Genomic DNA, 17,496 nt, shown 5'->3' on the forward strand with positions numbered 1-17,496 from the left:
CGCACGCGGTTGGCGCGGCGGTCGATGCGCTCGAGTTCGATCGGGTGATCCACCTTGCCGGTCACGCTTTCGTCCATGCCGCGGACTGGCAGGCGTTCTATACGGTCAACCAGTTGGGCACGCTAAATCTGCTCGATGCGGTCGCCCACAAAACACCCGGCGCGCGCTGCGTCCTGGCGTCGAGCGCGCAGGTCTACGGCCCCAGGGCCGAGGGGCTGATCGGCGAGGATGCGGGGACCAACCCTTCCAACCATTACGCGATCAGCAAACGTGCGATGGAGCAGGGCGCCGATCTCTGGCGCGACCGGCTCGACATCGTAGTGACGCGGCCGTTCAACTATACCGGCGTCGGCCAGGACACTCAGTATCTGATCCCCAAGATCGTCGACCATTTCCGCCGGCGTGCGGACGTGATCGAGCTCGGCAACACCTGGGTGCGGCGCGATTTCGGCGATGTCCGCTCGGTCGCGGAAGCTTGCGTCGGGCTGGCGCTGGCGAAGGAGGTTCCGCCTGTGGTCAACATCGCGACCGGCGCGGTTTCCTCTATTGGTGACATTCTTGATCGACTGACGGCGATCAGCGGCCATCATCTCGAGGTAACGGTCAACCAGGCGTTCGTGCGCAAGGGCGACGTGGAGGTTCTGGGCGGCGACGCCAGCCTGCTCCGCGAGACACTGCCGGACTGGCAGCCGAGTGCGATCAGCGACACGCTGCGGTGGATGTATGCTGCAGGCCAAGCTTGAACCTCCCCTTGCCATCCGCTTACCGGCCGTAGCTTGAGAAAGATGCGGCTTGGCCTTACGTTAGAGACTTCCGGTGGTACCCTACCGTGTCGCACGCTTATCGTATCAAGCAGGCGTGTGCGTGGCGATATCATCAAATACTATGGTCCTGATTGATGATCTCTTTTGAAAATGTTTCCAAAAGCTACCATATCCGCAAGTTCCGCAAGGACGTTCTCAACGACCTTAGCTTTGTAATTCCGACCGGGTGCAGTATTGGTATCTGTGGTGCAAATGGTGCCGGTAAATCTACCCTGATGCGGCTGATTTCCGGGGTCGAAGCTCCGACTGCAGGTCGCATCGTTCGCACCGTATCCTGCTCTTGGCCAATTGGCTACTCAAGCTGTTTTCAGTCGAGTCTCACTGGTGCCGATAATGCGCGCTTTATTGCGCGTATATACAGCAAGGATATCAAACATCTTCTTGATTACGTCGAGGATTTTGCACAGCTTGGCGAGTATTTCCATCAGCCTATCTATAGCTACTCTGCCGGCATGATGGCGCGGTTGGCATTTGGTATCTCGCTGGCGGTCGATTTCGATTGCTATTTGGTTGATGAAGTCACCGCCGCAGGTGACGATCGGTTTCGGCAACGTTGCGAAGAGGCGCTGCATCATCGCCGGTCGGCGGGAACACTAGTGATGATCAGTCACGATCCTCACACGCTTCGCTCCTATTGCGAACGCGGCGCCGTTTTAAACAAAGGCGAACTTGTTTTCTATGAATCAATCGAGGAAGCCATTGAGGTTCATCTCCACAATCAAGCTAGCTAAAATTACAAAGAATAGTGCGTTTTTACGCCCTTAATGCTCGATTACGTGATTTAGTATGCATCCGCGGTAAGATACCTCCGATGCCGTTGACATAGTTAAGAAACGGCGAGATTCCGGAGAAATATTGATAGCTTTTGTAACCTGACGAAGGCCACAATTGCTGGAATACATCCCGGGTGACGCTGAAACTTGGTTTCTCTCAATCGTCATTGGTCCGGTTAGACGATCGACATTGATCCCGAGCATCGCCCCCCGCACAATATTGTCCGTTACTGAGCCGCCGAACGCGGGAGCATCGTACCAAGGCGCCGACCCGATCATGACACCAAAGCCACAACGATGCTGTGGACCGCAATCGATCGTGTTTCGAACGACTTTAGTGCCGGTAAAATTGCCACTGGTGACTTTGGGCCAGGCCTGCAGCATCAGGTCTGCGAAGGAACCGCCGCCAGCAGCCACGCTATGACTGAAGCGATTGTCCGCAACCGTACAGCCGATGCATTCCCCGAAGATCAATTGAACATCGGTATTGTCGCGAAACCGGTTGCCAGAGACGTTCAGGTTTTTGCCCTGATGAATCGTCAATCCATCCGCCCAATGCAGCGGACCTTTATGAAGGCCGTTTCCGGTAAAATCGTTGTCGATAAAGACTGTCGAAACACCGTCTTCATATTCTAACGCGGTATAGCATGCCATGTCGCGGAACACCGACCGGTTGATAACGAGCATATCGCCACGAACCCTCAAACCGCCCGCTATGGAACGGTCCTTTTCGACCGCGCAACGTTTAGCTGAGAGATTGGGATCGCTTAACAGGGTCCCTTGAAAGACCAGATGATCCAGCCGAACAGCGTTGCTGTCGATGTCGAACGGCATGAACGCGTCTCCGACATTCGAAGGTGTGATCGCGAGATGCAGGACCGCGCAGCGACGTTCATCCGCATAGCAAGGAGGCGCCGTCGACGAAACGTTTCGAGTCATTAATGTCATCGAATGTTTTAATCGGAGCGGCGTCGCAATCAGATATCGACCGGCTGGCAGCGCGACCGTTCCTTTCGCGGGCGTCGCATCCATACATGCCTGCAATGCTGGTCCAGCGTCACGTGCTTTTCCCACCAGCAGGTTGGCAGCAAGACAAGGCTTCGCATTCGAACCGGTACTAGCGATCGCACGATCTGCACCGCCATCGCTCATCGCGCTATTCAACACGATCATCAGGATCAAGACGAACAGCAATAAAGCCCAGCATTTTTGACAAAATACGCTCATATTAATCACTTAAGTATGATATAATAAATTTGTTTAAATTTGGATCATAGCGTTAAGTATAATAGTAACTTTATAATACCATATAATTTACTTGATTAATTTTGATTCACCTCGACATCTCCATTTCATCAAAAAATCTTTCTATGCTGTTCTGCGATAAATCGTACGTCTGCGCTCCAGAATCAGCTATCCATTCATTTTCAGGCAACAAAAGAACTACCGGCTGTTGCCGGAGAGCCGAAATCCGTAATTGAACGTCATTCGGGCATCTTATCATGCCGATTGTAACGCCAGCATTCGAAAAAAGCGCGTTGTGAAGCGCCGATCCGTATTCGCCGACTATTTTACCCGCCTCTCTAAATATAGAGATTTGCTCTCTTACCGTAAAGTCTTCCGGCGCGAAAAGTTCGTATCCGCGCGATATCGCGTATTTTTCAAACAGGTCTCTGCCCACAAGCTTTTTTAGAACGCCGCTAGTTTCAGTTTCGTAGTTTTTTCGTGTTATACAAATTTTACGGAACGGCTTGTGAAACGCAGGTCGTGGATAAAATCCAGACATAGCGGGATGGAAATGATAACTGGCATGGGCGTACGTTGGTACGATTACTTTCGAAAAAAAGATATTCTCTTTTTGCATATCGTAAAAGACAATATTTTCGCTCGATATGCCGGCAACGACTGATAGAAGATTCAACGCCCACTTAGGTGTATCGGTGGGCAGGGGGATTAACGCGCCTCCTAGATCATGGCCGTATAAAGCCTGCGCTATTTTTACACGCGGAATAAAATCAACTAGCCAATGCCCGTAGACTTTATATCCTGGCCCAATAATAGATACCCCAGGATTCTTACAAGTCTTCTTGCTCATAGGTTTATCGGCAACGATATTTTCAGCGTCTAATGACGCAACATCTGCGATATGCGACACCTCTCGAACATGCTCTTTTCCGTTAAACAACAATCCATGGCTAGTGATATGGATACTTTCGATTTCATAACATCCAAGTGCTGGAACTTTTTTCTCCACACTATTTACATATGAAAACCATGATATCATATCTTCTTTATTAGATATTGTATTTATAGTGCTCGGTTTTAAAGATTTTTCTGCTTGTCGAAACAACTTGAATCCAGAATAGGTATTTTCTGTATTAATAGTATCTGATTGTACAATTGCCAATTTTTCGATTTCAATTTGTGGTAAATGTGACAATTTTTCAGCTTCCAATTGAAGATGTATTAGCTCTTTGCTTTTAATCAAATACTAGAAAATTTCGCGGGTGACGGCTAGGAAAAATTATGCCTTCGCCAATTGCCGTTTTGGAGCCGCGAGTTTGCCTTGATGGCCGGATGCTCTCCGATGCTGGTGCCGGTACCGGGATCGGGCAATTCGCCCGCGCCGTAATCGCCGCGCTTCAGGTCGCGGACATCCGTCCACTGATCCTCGAAAGCGGCGATCGAGTGATGCAGCGGTCGCAGGCCGCCAAGCTGCTGGCAGCCGCACGCCCGTGGCGCCGGGTGGCGGGGGCACGGGCGCAGGGGTTCTTCATTCGTGACGTCTTCCGCGAGGCGCAGGTGTTCTTTGACATACACAAACGGCCGATGCCGATCGCCCTGCCCGGCCCGCCGGCAATCATGCACTGGACCTATCCGCTGCCACTGCGGGTGATCGGCTGGCGCAATCTCTACACCGTGCATGACGTACTGCCGCTCGATCCGGCGATCCCCAGCCCCGTCAACGGCCCACGTCTTCGCCGCCTGCTGGAGGCGCTGCGACGATCGGGCGGCGATTTCGCGACCGTATCCGGCGCTGCGCGCATGCAGATCGTAGAACGGATGGGATGGCCTGTGGATGCGGTGACGGCGTGCCATCAGGCGGTAGACGTCGTCGGCATGGCAAACGGGGCGTTGCCCGCCGGACTGCGCCGCGGCGAGTACCTGCTCTATGTCGGCGCGGTCGAAGCCCGCAAGAATTTGCACCGCCTGCTCGGGGCTTATCGCGCCAGCGGGATCGCCACGCCGTTGGTGATATCGGGGCCGGATGGCCTGGATGCGGCGAGCATCGACGCGCAGATCGCCGCGACGCCCGGAGCGATCCGACTGGGCGTGCAACCGCGCGGCACCGTGCTTCAGCTCCTCGCCAATGCGCGTGCGTTAGTGTTCGTGTCGCTGGCGGAAGGGTTCGGTTTGCCGGTCGCCGAAGCTATGGCGCTGGGTACGCCCGTCCTCGCCGCCAATGTTCCTGCCTTGGCAGAAGTCGCGGGCGATGCGGCGTTGCTGGTCGAGCCGCTCGACGTGACGGCGCTGCAACGCGCCCTGATCACGATCGATGGTGATGCGCCCTTGCGCAGCCGCCTCTCGGCGCTGGGTCTCGAACGCGCGCGGCACTTCGCGCTTGCCCCCTATGCACAGCGCCTGCTGACCCTGTACGGGATGGCATGACCGACCACCCCACATCCCCCATCCGCATTGGACTTGACGGCTACAACCTTGCTTTGCCGCAGGGCACCGGCGTCGCCACCTACGGCCGCAACCTAGCCGCTGCGATCGACGAACTTGGCTATCCGATTGATCTGATCTTCGGCGTCAACATCCCGCGCAAGGCGGATGTCAGTCTTCGCGAATCTCTGTTCTTCGGCCAGCTCGGCGCGGATGCGCCCGCCCGCCTCAATCTGCGCAAGAAGATCCGCCGCTGGCGGGTGCATCCCTTGACGCACGATATGATCGAGATCCCCGTCACCGGCCGCGCGGTCCTCGAGGATGCCGGCGATCGACTGCCACGGTTCGACAGGTTGTTTAATCTCAGCGAGATCTATGACGTCTGCGCCCGGCATTTCCGTCGCTATGGCCGCTTCATGACGCTGCGCGTACCGAACCCGCCGACCATCATGCACTGGACCTATCCACTGCCGCTGCAGCTGGCGGGCGCGCGCAACATCTATACACTCCACGATCTTGTGCCGCTGCGCCTGCCGCGTGCCAGCCTCGAAGACAAACGCTATTATGATACGCTAACGCGCGCCTGCGTCGAACGTGGCGATCATATCGTCACGGTTTCGGAAAAATCGCGCGCCGATATCGTCGAACTGCTGGGCGCCAATCCCGATTGGGTAACGAACTGCTACCAGGCCAGCGACATGCCGGCCTTGCGCGAACCGGCATCGCTGCCGGGTCGGTTGCGGCGTCTGTTCGACCTTGAGATGAAGGGCTATTTCCTGTTCTTCGGCGCGATTGAGCCGAAGAAGAACCTCGGCCGAGTGATACAGGCCTATCTCGAAGCCGATCTCGAAACGCCGCTCGTCATCGTCGGGGGAGAAGCTTGGCACGCCGATCGCGAGCTGAAGCTACTCGGCGTCTCACACGGTCGGCAATTGCCCGGCGTCGATCGGATCCGCCGGATCGATTATGTCCCCCGCGCGCTGCTCACCGATCTGCTGCACGGCGCCAAGGCAAGTCTATTCCCGGCGTTGTACGAAGGCTTCGGTCTGCCCGCGCTGGAGGCGATGGCGGCCGGGGTTCCGCTGCTGTCGAGTACCACCGGCTCGCTTCCCGAAGTGACCGGAGATGCCGCACTCGCCGTCGATCCCTACGACGTCGACGCGATGGTCGACGCCATCCGCCGGCTCGATCAGGACGAGGCCTTGCGGGATCAGCTAGCGATCCAGGGTCCGCTTCAGGCCGCCAAATTCAGCCATACCATTTTTGCCGAACGCCTCCGTCAACTTTACCAGCAAGTCGCCAAACGCTAGGCGCGTTCGCGAGGTAGGTTCGGGATCGTCCCTGACAGGCCATGTATCTTCCCCCGAGCGTCTTGGGTGGCATTGGAGTAAAATCATGCGTGTTGCACGCTCGGTACAGATCGTCCGTCCAGGGTTGGCGTTATTGGCGATGTCGGGGATGAGCGCTTGCGCTACGTTGCCGCGAAATGGCCCCACCGGAGCGCAGATCACGAAGGACGCGTCGAAGCGTAACGATATCGGCTTTCAGATCGTCGATATCGCGCCTGATAACATCGCCGGGCTGTCGACGGTGGATATGCCGGGGGGCGCGCTCGCCACCCTGGCGGCCGAAGGCAATGTCGATACGCTCGGCGCCGGCGACGTACTTTCGATTGAGATTTACGAAGTCGGCGCATCGCTGTTCGGTGGTCGCGCCAACCTTGCGACGGGCGGTACCTCCGTCAGTGGCGACCCGGCGCCTTCTGCCAGCGGCGAAACGGTCGGCGACGGCGGGATCGTCGTCGATCGCAATGGCGAGATCACCGTCCCATACATCGGCACCATCTCAGTCGGCGGGTTGACCACGGCACAGGTGCAACGCCTGATCGTCGCGGGCCTACATGGCAAGTCGCAAAGCCCGCAGGTGATTGTCACATTGCGCCGTAACGTCTCGAACACTGTCGTCGTCATGGGGGCCGTCACCAACCCGCGACGCGTGCCTTTGACCCTAGCGCGCGAACGTCTACTCGATGTGATCGCTGATACCGGCGGGATCACTCGCACGGCGCAAACCGGGACCTCGACGGCAACCGGAACCGGTCCGCAGGACGAGATCGTGCGCTTCACGCGTCGCGGTCGCACTGTAGAGCAGCCACTCGACACGATCCTGTCCGGTTCGCCGGACGATCTTGTGCTGCTGGGCGGCGATCGCATTGAGCTAATCCGCCAGCCCCGCACCTTTACCGTGTTCGGCGCGATCGACCGGATCTCACAAATCCCCTTCGAGAGCAGTACGCTGACGCTGGCGGAAGCGTTGGCGCGCGCTGGTGGACCGAACGACGGACGTGCCGATCCCCGCTCAGTGTTCGTGTTCCGCTTGCCGCCAGGCATGACCCCCGTCGCGGCGACGCAGGCACAGGATCCGACGATGCCAGCGGCGGTTCCCGTCAAGCCGATCGCCTATCGTATCGATATGCAGAGCGCGCAGAACTACTTCCTGGCGCAGCGCTTTGTGATGCATGATAAGGATGTGATATACATCGCTAACGCATCGGCCAATCAGCCACTCAAGCTGGTGCAAGCGCTGGGTCAGTTGTTCTCGCCTATCCTCGCCGTGCAGAACGCGACGCGGTAATGCTTGTCCCGACCCGGTGCGAAGGTCGCGCCGGGTCGGGGGGAACAATCAGGCGGCGTGTTCGCGAACGCCCGCTGCGATCAACCAGCCAATACCGTAAGCCAACAGCAACGCCAGGAAGGTCGTAACGACGACCTTAGTGCGCTGCGGATAAAGCGCCCGCACCGGCATGTTCGGATCGACGACGGGCACCACGAAGAGCTGTTGACGGCGGGCATCGTCCTGCGCGCGCTGCAAGGCGGCATATGCGACGTCCAGCTGTTTGCCGGCCATCTCCTGCCGGACCTTGATGCCCTCATAGGCACCCAGCCCGGAAGCCACGTTACCCGGCCCCTGCGACAGCTTCGCGGTTTCAGCGGCAACCTGCCGTGACAGTGCTGCAACACGCTGCCGCACGGAAACCAACTGCGGGCTGTTTGCCGAAAGTACCGCCGCCATGGACGATTCCTGCGCGCGCGCAACGGCAAGCTGCCCCTGCAACTCGGAAACCATGGTCGTGCGGGTGGCACCGGTGACTTGGGGATTGAAATCCTGCTCGTCGCGACGGAACCGGGTGATCCGCCCCTGGATCTGCGAGAGGTTAGTTTCTGCCTCCTCGACCTTCGCACGCGACAGCGCCACGGCGTTCGCATAATTCCGCCGATTAAGCGTGTTCACCCGGTTTTCGCCGAGTTTGAGTAATTCCTGGATGATCTTATACGAATCGCTGGGTCGGAAGCTACGCACCTTCACCGTCGTAATTCCGGTCTCGGTACTGACGTCGACATTCGATTTGCCGTCGAAGTATTTTTCAAGACGTTCAGGCGACGGATGGGCGGACCACAGCCGCGAGAAAAAGTCCGCTTCGGGGCGTCGATAGCGCTGAACCAGTCCGATTTTTGCCTGCAATGCAGCAACAGCATCGTGAGATTTCAGATAATCCGCGATAACCAACGCATCACGCTCAGATGAGGCGCCTCCCACCAACGTCAAGGCTTGGCCCAGTCCGCTTGGTGCGGCGGGTTGAGAATCCGAGGTCCGCACGACGAAATGCGCTTCGGACTCATATTGGTCGGCAGCGATAAGATAATAATAGGCTGCGACCAAAACTGTCGGAAGCAGGACGATCAGGCACCAGTTGCGATGCGTCCGCAACCACCCAATCAATCCGGTTTGGTCCTTTGAGGAGGCGTTGCTCAAGATATATACCTTAATGGAGGTGAATATGGCGTCGTGTTGCCCGAATAAACACAAGCCCGCCGTAGGTCAGCAAAAGGCAGCAGCCGATCACATACGGAACATCAACGTAGGTGTCTTTTGCAGCATGAAATTGCCCATAGCGTATTAGTTCGTATATTATTGTAGTAGGAAAATACGATAACCACGTTCTATAGGGCTCGGGTATCCAGACTAATTGATAAAACGCACCAGATAACGGCATAAGAAGATACGTTGCTGGGTGAACTAAACGTGCCACTAACCGATTATCATGTGTCCACGCACATATTATCAGTGAAAGAGCAAAAGAAAACCAAAACATTAATATTATTCCGGTGACTAGTTCTAAAGGACGATCCGGAAATGTGGTTATACCTATTATTATAATAAAGCCCATAAGTACGACGTATGTTACTAATGTACTAGCTCCCTCGAGGAGAGCTCGAGCAAACATCATATCAAATATTGTCACGCGACGATGGTAGAGCAGCGGCATATTTGATTCCAACGTGCCTTCCGCGCGTGATATCATCCCGCGAAACATCAAAAATATTGTGTATCCAAGCAAGGAAAAGGCAACGGGGTTGATCGTGTCGCCATGAGATCCGCTACCGACGTGGAGAAGCGCCACGGCTGCGGCCAAAGTCATTGGTTCTAGGAAAATCCAAAGATAACCGATATTTTCTCGCCCATAGCGGGTATGCAGCTCGCGCATCAGCAGCGCGCCGATCACGCTTCCTTGAACCTCGAGCCCACGCAAAAATCCGCGATCGCCCGTCGATCCCGAAGTATCGGAAATCATCGTCATGCCAGAATATCCTTCGACGGTCCGTTGGAGGCCGGGCTTACGGTCAGGATCACAAAATCAAGGTCGCCTAAACGACGCCATGAACGCCGTCGTGATCGTCGGAATTCGCTGCCACGCATCTCGCGGCGTCTAGGCCGGAAGAAAACAAGAGACAAGCCGACATGCGCGGGCGCGCGGCGAACGGCATGTCGAAGTATGTCGGACCAGCCGGATTTGGGTAACGGTCGCCTTCTCTGCCGGCCTGGCATATGGGCGGCGACATGAAGCCTCTCACCATTCTGTCCGGCATCGCATCACGCGTTCGTCGGCACGCCGACGAAGCCGGCCTCCGCCTGTTCCATCTCGATCATCTCAAAACGCAGCCCCGATACCGCAACGAAGCGGTGATCCGGCAACTTTGTGCCAACGCCTACCTTGGCGAGGGCCGGTCGCTGTGCCGGGTACTGGGCCGCTACAAGATGATCGTCGACACCAACGACGTCGGCCTGTCGAGCCATTTGCTGCTCGATGGCTATTGGGAAATGTGGCTGACCGAGTTGCTAAGCGAGATCGTGCGGCCGGGCATGACCGTAGTCGATGTCGGTGCGAACCTTGGCTATTTCACCCTGCTGATGGCCGATCTGGTCGGCCCGACCGGTTACGTCCACGCTTTCGAACCCAACATCGATCTGGCACGACGGATGGCCCAGAGTCTTGCGCTCAACGGCTTCGAGAGCATCGCCATGGTGCACGAGCAGGCATTGTCGGATGCCGAGAGCGACGTCCTGCTGGTCGTGCCGACCGACGAGCCCAAAAACGGCCATCTGCTGCCCGGCGACCATCCGGTTTCCGGAGATGAGACAGTTGAGAGCCGGCCGATGCAGACGCGTCGTCTCGATAGCTATGCCGCGTTGCTGAACGCGGACATTATCAAGATCGATGCCGACACGTCCGAGCTGGCGATCTGGCATGGGATGAGCGGAATCTTGGATACGCGGCGCCCGCTAACGATCGTGCTCGAATTCGCCAGGGCGCGCTATGTCGATCCGGGCGCCTTCATCGACCGGATCGTCGCGGACGGTTTTACACTTGCCGAAATCACGCTCGAGGCCGGTATCCAGCCGACGACGCGCGAGGCCATTCTCACCGCCCCTACCACCGAAGACGTGATGCTGCTGCTCGTCCGTTAATCCCGTTGGTCATGCGTGCGCGGCTGGCGTGACCACCACCTTCTCCACGACGACTTCGCCCGCGATCGGCACGATCGCTATGCGCAGCGTTGCAGGGGCCTCCGGCAGCACCATCGACACGACAAGTGCGACGCCGGGCTCGGCGCGATACTCCTGAAGTGCGCCGTCGATGCCGGCCTTCACACTGACGATACCAGGCGATGCGGCGAAGTGGATGTGGATCGCCGCGCGCGGGCCCGTCCAGCGGAGGCACAAAGCGGCGTCCTCGCCAACGACACGGCATCCCGTCATGCCCGGCGACAACCAGCCACGACCATGTCGCAGCGCCTCGCCCTGTTCGGCATGCGGCACGCCGTCGCCGTCCCCGGTCTGGGAGGACAGTGCCAACGTCCAGCATCCCGCATCGACCAGACAAGGCAAGGTGTCCTGCACGCGTGAGGGGACCCCGCGCGCCTGCGCGACCATATCCTCAGCGATGTGATGCCATGTCCGTGGCACATAAGCTTGGCGGATCGCGGCCTCGGCCTGCTCGCGCGTATCCGCGTCGAGCAGGGTACGGACCGTCTCCGCGATGTCGGTCGCGGCATAGGGATCGAAATAGCGGGCAAAGCTCCCTCCCGCCTCCGGAAGCGAGGAGACGTGGGAGATCGCAGGCACCTTGCCATAGGACAGCGCCTCTGAAACCGGCAGGCCCCAGCCCTCGTAGAAACTCGGGTAAAGCGCGAACAGGCAATGTTGGTACAGCGTTGCCAGCGTATCGTCGGGGATGCCGTGCAGAATGAGCACCAGACGCCGCAGCGCGGGCCGATCGCGCAGCATCTGGTGGAGATGCTCGTTAAGCCACCCCCGCCCGCCAACACAGACGAGCCGTGGCACCGCAGCTTCGCCAAGCGTATTAGCCAGTGTTAGCCATGCCTCAAACGCACCTTGGTGGTTCTTGCGCGGCTCTAGCGTGGAGACAAATAGGACGTAGCCTTGCGCATTTAGCCCATAGCCCTGCAAAACCTCGACACCCGCTGCAGCCTGGCGGAAATCCCCGTCGAGCCGTACCACCGGCACTGCGCCGCGTGGCACCGGCACCTTCCATTCGACGGATTTGCGCAACAGGTCTTCACGCGTCGCTTCCGAAATCGCCAGACATCCATCGGCGGAATGCAACAGCGACCCGAACCACGCCCGGTAATCCCGCACCAGCGAGTGGATAAACCATCGCGGCCCGATCAGCGGGATCAGATCGAAGACCAGCGGAACATATACCACCGCATCGCGCGCGCGGATGGTGCGGACATCGAGCAGGTAATTCCGGTCAGACCAGGACGTCCCCAAATTGATCAGGACCGTATCGGGTGAAAAGCGGATCGTACGGGCAACCGCGATGCTGCGGTACATCCGGTCGAGCTGGCGGGTCCAGTCGGGATCGGTGATGTCGTCGCTTTGCCGGGCGAGCCGGCACAGAGCATCGAAATGATCGTGCGACAGCCTGATCCAACCGCGCCGCGCGCTGGCATAGACGCAGAACATGGGTTGAGGCTCGAAACGCGGTTCGAGACACGCCAGTGACACTTCGATCTGAACGCGTTGAATGCCGGTCGGCAACCGACGCTGCCCGAAAAAGGCGAGCAGGTCGGTCACGTCGAGCACCACCGCGCCTGCGGGTACATGCCCGGTATCATCCGATTGCAGATCGGCCGGATCGATCTCCAGCACGTCGAGGACCGCGATCCATAATCCGGGATCGACCTCGTCACGATCGGGCATCAGGCGCACGAGTTCCGACGTCGCTTGAAGGTTGGCGCGATTGCGCTGCAGGGCAGCGACGAAATGACCGGCAGCTTCGGCCGGTTGCCGCCACGCCTTGGCCATGTGTCCGAGCTGGATCAGCGGCTCGGCGTCGTCCGGTCGCAGGCGTGCGGCTTCTTGATAGGCATCGGCCGCCCTGTCGATCTCGCCTGCTTCCTTCTCCATGTGACCGAGCTGCACCCACAGATGCTGGAGGTGCGGCTCACGTTCGAGCGCTCTGCGATAGGCGCTCGCCGCGCGAGACCAATCTTGGCGCCCACGCGCTATATTGCCTGTCCTGATATAAGCCGCGGTCGCCCGGCGTACTCGCACGCCATTCGATTTCGGATGGAGCCGCAAGCCCGCCGAAATGCCGCCCCACCAGCTTTTGATCGATTGCATCCGCTGTCCCCTAGCGTGCTGGCCGAATGGCCGACAATGGTTTTCCAAAAATTCCCACCGAGCTTGGACCACCGGCGTTGCGACGCACAATATGCTTGGGAATAGCGCCTTGGCCCGTATAACGCGTGCCATTGCCGGATATCGAAGGGCGAAACGTGCGTACGAAGCTGAACGACGACATGATCTTTTTCTCGATCCAGGATTTGTTTGGATATTGGAAAGCCCATGTCACGATGTCTGGGATCCAGCGTGTTCAGGCTGGTATCGCCCTTCACGCAATCGAAGAAGAAGGCGACCGGATCGGCTTCATCCTGAACGATTTGACCGATAGTCACGTCCCCGGTGAATTTTTCCTCGTCGAGAACACGGTTTTCCGCGACATCATTCTGTATGCTTCGGGCGAGAAAGTGGACCATGATCTGCTGCGTGCGATGCTTGCCGAATGCGAGGAAGGTGCGGCGCGAATCCGCCCGGTGAAAGGGCAGACGATCATCCTGCTCGGCGCATTCTGGGGGCATGGCAACACGATCGACCGGTATCTCGCCTCACGGCGCAGCGGCGTCGCCATCGGCGCCTACGTGTACGACATTATTCCCCTCACCCATCCGCAATATTGCAAGGCGGATCTGGTCCGCGAACATTCGATGTCCGTCTGCGAAATGGGACTAGTCGTCGACTTCGTCTTCACGATTTCGGACTTTACTCGCCATGCCCTCACAGCACTGTTCAAGGAATATGGCGGGCGCGATATCCCGATGGTCACCGTACCGCTCGCCCATTCGATGACCGCCGAGGTATCGGGAACGGATGCCTGGCCGCTGGCGTTGCAGGCGATCAAGGGCGCCCCCTATGTCGCCTATATATCGACCATCGAGGGACGCAAAAATCACCGCTACGTCGTGGAAGCGTGGCAGCAAATGATCGAACTCGGCATCGATGTCCCCGACCTTGTCTTCGTCGGCCGCGAAGGCTGGCGGATCGGTGGATTGAAGGATCTGCTCGATGGCACTCACAACCTTAACGGGCGCGTCCATCTCGTGCACGATCTGTCGGACGCAGAACTCGACAGCATCTATACCAATGCGATGTTCACCGTGTTCACCAGCTTCGTCGAAGGCTGGGGACTTCCCGTTGGCGAAAGCCTCGTTCATGGCACGCCGTGCGTCGCATCGGGGACGTCTTCCATTCCCGAAGTCGGCGGTGATTTCGTCGATTATGTCGATCCCTTGAACCTGCGCGATGGCGTGACGGTGCTGCGCCGCATGATCGAGGATCGTGCCTATCTTCAGTCACGACGCGACAGAATCCGGCAGAACTTCGTGGCGCGAACCTGGAACGATGTTGGCCGCGACTTTCTCAATCAGACGCGCATTGCCGCTGACCGGGCCTATCCTGATCGCCCGCTTCATCCGAAATTGGCCGAAGGCGCGCAATTCTATCCGGGAAGCTTGATGAGCGGCGCCATTCCGTTCTCCCAGTACGTACCAGGGCCAATGCGAATGGCGCTGCGCGACACCTTCTATCACCTCGAAGGCCATGGTGCGTGGATGCGCGGCGCCTTGGGAGAAGTCAGCTTTCTGACCGGATTGACCGAGGGCACCGACATCATCGTCTATCTACAGCTGTCCTGCCCCGCGCATGCCGCAGGTAACAGGGTCACGGCCTATATTGCGGATGGATCGAACGTCGCGCCAAGCGGAGGGCGCTGGCATCAGCTGGAGGCGAGGCACAAGGCGCTGGTGCGTGCGCGAGGACGTGTCCGCAAGGATGGTCTATGCTCGATTCTGATCGAAGTGGCCGGCCAGTTGGAAGCACCCCTGCCCGATCGTCGGCTGTTCGGCGTCGGCCTTACGGCGATAGGTTTCGTGCGCGCCGATAATGCACAGCTCCGCGAGGATCTCGTCGAACGCTTCGTTTTCCACGACATGAGCGCCGAGAGCCGCGCCGCCGCCTGATTGGCGGCGCGGATCAGCTGAACACAAATTCTTCGCGCAGTTCCGAACGGGCGACGGTATCGTCGCTCCAGGCATAGCCGATCGCGTTCAGTCCCAAAGCGAAGCGGCGCTTGTCGGGTTCCATATCGGCGGGTTCGCGAACGCCCCCGTCGTAATGGAAAGAGATCGTGCAGCTGCCATTCCGGTCGACGCGTCCCTTCAGGCGCGCGAAGTTCGGCCCTGGCGTCAGGACCATCCCGAGGTGTTTGCCTTGGCCATTCAACTTCAGCGCGCAATGTGCACCGATTGCCCATGGTGCTGCCCGCATCGAGACGAAAACGACGATCTCCGTGCCGGCCTCTGCTTGTGTGAGGAAGACGAACTGCCCGGTCGCCCCCCGCATCCAGGCGCCCCATGGCTCGGGTTCGTAGAACGATTCGATCAGCGCCAGTCCGAGCGGATTGGCAAGATAGCCGGGGAGCGGTTCGACACGCTCGGTGATCTCGCCGGGCCGGAAAACCGTACCCTCGGGTAGCGTGACGGGCGGAAGCACGCGTGGCGGCAGCGCTGTCGCCAAGATGCCGCGAAGCTTTGCAACGAAGTCCCGGCCAACATCGTCCCAGGTACGCGGCACGAAGTTTTCGCGAATATTCCGGCGTCGCGCCTCACGGTAAGGGCCGTCTTCGATAAGCTTGCGCAGCACGAGGATCGCGCTTTCTTGATCGTCAAGCTCGATATAGTCGGCAAAATTGCCCCCGACTTCTGGCAGCGAAGCGGTTTTCGTGACGACACAGGGCACGCCGTGTGCGAGGCTTTCCCCGACCGGAAGACCCCACCCCTCGACCACACTGGTGAACAGCGTGAACATGGCATCCGCGTAGACACCGTTGAGTTCGGCATCGGACAAACCGTGAACCATATGGATGCGGCCGTCGAGATTATTGGTCTGCGCCAACAGCATCATGAGCTGCTCGACCTTCCAGCCCTCCCGACCTACGAAGACGAGATCGGGCACGTCGATGCCAAGGGCAATCATCTTTTGCCAAGCCTGCACCACGAAGAAGTGGTTTTTACGTCCTTCGATCGTCGAAACATAGGCGACGTAGCGACGCCCCTTCAGCTTCGCGAGCGCACGGGGCCATACCGTATCGGAACCGTCCTTGCGGCCCATCGAATGGGCCAACGGCACGGTCTGCATCGGGATCTGGCGGCTGCCTTGTTCCGCGACAAACCGTTTCAACTCGAGTTGAGTGAAGTCGGAATTGGTCAGGGCATAGTCGGCCGCATGCAGCAATTCCGCCAACCCCCGCCAGAAGAAATTCGTAAGATTGGCGTCGCAATATTGCGGGTGGGTGATGGGGATGATGTCATGGATGAACGGGATAATGCGCGCACCTTGCCGGCGCGGATAGAGATACTGATCGATACCGTTGCCGATGCCCCAGAAGGCGCCCAGGATAACCACTGTCGTCCCTGCTCCAAAGGTGATCGGTACGGCGCGAAACCGCGCGACGGTGAGCATGCGCTTCAGCACGTCATGATCGATCACTTTTCCCGAGGCATAGGCGATGATGTCGCGAAGATCGCTGTCCTCCAATCTTAGGAAGGTTGGCACCTCATTCTGATATTCACCGTTGATGATGAAATGGGCATCAAACGACGGATCATCCATGGCAGCAAGCGCGACCCCAACCTGAACGCGCTGGATGCCGGTCGCCGTGGTGTGTACGGCGAACATGTTGAAGATATCCTGCATCGAAAACAGGACGGCGCCTGCTGCGGCGACACGTTCGTAACGACGCCGACGAAGACTGATCATCCGATTGAGTTCAGCGAGGTTATCCCGAGACGGGTCGATCTGATAAAGCGACAGGAATGCTTCGGCCGCATCATCGAAACGTGCTTGCGTTTTCAACAGGTGTGCCAGATGAAGACGAGGATCCGGATCGTGTGTAGCGATTTCTACCGCCCGACCATAAGCAGCCTCGGCCCCGGCAAAGTTGCCTTGCTCCTTCTCAGCATGACCGAGTTGCACCCAGATTGCGTGTTCATAAGGGTTTTCATCGAGATGCCGGCGGTAGGCAGCGGCGGCGAGTGCCCAGTCTGCTGTGGCCCTATGGGCATCGCCGATATGACGGTGCGTTTTTTTACCGCCGAACGGAAATTTCATCATCGGCTCCGGAGTCAATGTCATTAACTGAGTAACACATATACATCGATGATAATCTCGCAACGATCCACACAGCGACATAGGATGAAGGTTTACCTGGAACGATTTAGCGGCTCTCTCCTTCTCGTTTAACGCAGTCA

The 17,496-nt window shown here is 58.2% G+C and carries 13 protein-coding genes; 7 read left to right on the plus strand and 6 right to left on the minus strand.

Translation table 11 applies throughout. The features are described 5' to 3' along the window. Together OXR00_RS18305 and OXR00_RS18310 are read left to right on the plus strand one after the other, a co-directional pair. The coding region (locus tag OXR00_RS18305) for a GDP-mannose 4,6-dehydratase (protein WP_267389659.1) at positions 1-743 on the plus strand (743 nt) is incomplete at its 5' end. Positions 744-898: 155 nt separating this feature from the next. Further along, complete coding sequence (locus tag OXR00_RS18310; protein ID WP_267389660.1) at positions 899-1,555, plus strand: ABC transporter ATP-binding protein; 657 nt, start codon at positions 899-901, stop codon at positions 1,553-1,555. Between the two features lie 30 nt (positions 1,556-1,585). On the opposite strand, the gene OXR00_RS18315 is transcribed toward OXR00_RS18310, so the two are convergent. After that, the gene (locus OXR00_RS18315) at positions 1,586-2,824 is read right to left on the minus strand and encodes a right-handed parallel beta-helix repeat-containing protein (protein WP_267389661.1); all 1,239 of its coding nucleotides are present in this window, start codon (positions 2,822-2,824) and stop codon (positions 1,586-1,588) included. Between the two features lie 106 nt (positions 2,825-2,930). Beyond that, positions 2,931-4,052 (minus strand): glycosyltransferase family 61 protein, encoded by a 1,122-nt coding sequence (locus OXR00_RS18320; RefSeq protein ID WP_267389662.1) that lies wholly within the window; start codon positions 4,050-4,052, stop codon positions 2,931-2,933. Between the two features lie 122 nt (positions 4,053-4,174). On the opposite strand from OXR00_RS18320, the gene OXR00_RS18325 reads away from it, so the two are divergent. From OXR00_RS18325 to OXR00_RS18335, 3 genes are all read left to right on the plus strand, one after another. Further along, complete coding sequence (locus OXR00_RS18325) at positions 4,175-5,266, plus strand: glycosyltransferase family 1 protein (RefSeq protein WP_267389663.1); 1,092 nt, start codon at positions 4,175-4,177, stop codon at positions 5,264-5,266. Continuing rightward, on the plus strand, positions 5,263-6,573 hold the full coding sequence (locus OXR00_RS18330) for a glycosyltransferase family 1 protein (RefSeq protein WP_267389664.1): 1,311 nt from the start codon (positions 5,263-5,265) through the stop codon (positions 6,571-6,573). Before OXR00_RS18325 ends, OXR00_RS18330 begins: the two co-directional genes overlap by 4 nt. Positions 6,574-6,658: 85 nt before the next feature. Continuing rightward, positions 6,659-7,897, plus strand: a complete 1,239-nt coding sequence (locus OXR00_RS18335; protein WP_267389665.1) for a polysaccharide biosynthesis/export family protein — start codon at positions 6,659-6,661, stop codon at positions 7,895-7,897. Positions 7,898-7,945: 48 nt separating this feature from the next. Here OXR00_RS18335 and OXR00_RS18340 read toward each other — a convergent pair whose 3' ends face one another. Beyond that, positions 7,946-9,076, minus strand: coding sequence for a lipopolysaccharide biosynthesis protein (locus OXR00_RS18340; protein WP_267389666.1), 1,131 nt, complete (start codon positions 9,074-9,076; stop codon positions 7,946-7,948). Positions 9,077-9,086: 10 nt separating this feature from the next. Then, positions 9,087-9,902, minus strand: a complete 816-nt coding sequence (locus OXR00_RS18345) for an ABC transporter permease (protein ID WP_267389667.1) — start codon at positions 9,900-9,902, stop codon at positions 9,087-9,089. A 260-nt stretch (positions 9,903-10,162) separates the two neighbouring features. Here OXR00_RS18345 and OXR00_RS18350 point away from each other — a divergent pair, with 260 nt between their 5' ends. Further along, positions 10,163-11,071: an FkbM family methyltransferase gene (locus tag OXR00_RS18350; protein ID WP_267389668.1), complete on the plus strand. Its 909-nt coding sequence runs from the start codon at positions 10,163-10,165 to the stop codon at positions 11,069-11,071. A 9-nt stretch (positions 11,072-11,080) separates the two neighbouring features. Here the strand turns inward: OXR00_RS18350 and OXR00_RS18355 are convergent, their stop codons facing one another. Beyond that, complete coding sequence (locus tag OXR00_RS18355) at positions 11,081-13,252, minus strand: glycosyltransferase (RefSeq protein WP_267389669.1); 2,172 nt, start codon at positions 13,250-13,252, stop codon at positions 11,081-11,083. 131 nt (positions 13,253-13,383) lie between these two features. On the opposite strand from OXR00_RS18355, the gene OXR00_RS18360 reads away from it, so the two are divergent. Next, entirely contained in the window at positions 13,384-15,207 is a 1,824-nt protein-coding gene (locus OXR00_RS18360; protein WP_267389670.1) for a glycosyltransferase family 1 protein, read from the plus strand. A gap of 13 nt (positions 15,208-15,220) precedes the next feature. Here OXR00_RS18360 and OXR00_RS18365 read toward each other — a convergent pair whose 3' ends face one another. Further along, positions 15,221-17,356: a glycosyltransferase gene (locus tag OXR00_RS18365; protein WP_267389671.1), complete on the minus strand. Its 2,136-nt coding sequence runs from the start codon at positions 17,354-17,356 to the stop codon at positions 15,221-15,223. Positions 17,357-17,496 lie beyond the last annotated feature (140 nt).

The sequence above is a fragment of the Sphingomonas sp. GC_Shp_3 genome, from assembly GCF_026540945.1.
Classification (GTDB): Bacteria; Pseudomonadota; Alphaproteobacteria; order Sphingomonadales; family Sphingomonadaceae; genus Sphingomonas.